This window comes from Vibrio marinisediminis, assembly GCF_014050145.1.
Classification (GTDB): domain Bacteria; phylum Pseudomonadota; class Gammaproteobacteria; order Enterobacterales; family Vibrionaceae; genus Vibrio; species Vibrio marinisediminis.
Map to the genome: position 1 here is coordinate 1 of NZ_JACFYF010000394.1, position 230 is coordinate 230.

At 63.9% G+C, this 230-nt stretch carries 1 pseudogene; it reads right to left on the reverse strand.

Annotated elements, in window-relative coordinates:
• A pseudogene (locus H2O73_RS21565) lies at positions 1-230 on the reverse strand (TAT-dependent nitrous-oxide reductase); the annotation flags it as partial.

Genomic DNA, 230 nt, shown 5'->3' on the forward strand with positions numbered 1-230 from the left:
TGCAACCGTGGCTGCCGTCCTCGACCTGGTCGAGGTTGGTGACCACCACGGTGACCTCGTCGCCCTGCTTGACCTTGAACTCGGTGATGCCGAACTGTGGTGCCACCGAGGTCATGTAGACGCGCACCTTGTTGCCGTCGCGCACGATCTTGTTGTCGGTCTCGAGGGTGACACCGTCCTCCTTGGCCATGGCCACGGTCTCGGCGAAGAAGGGGTCGTCACGGGCCCAG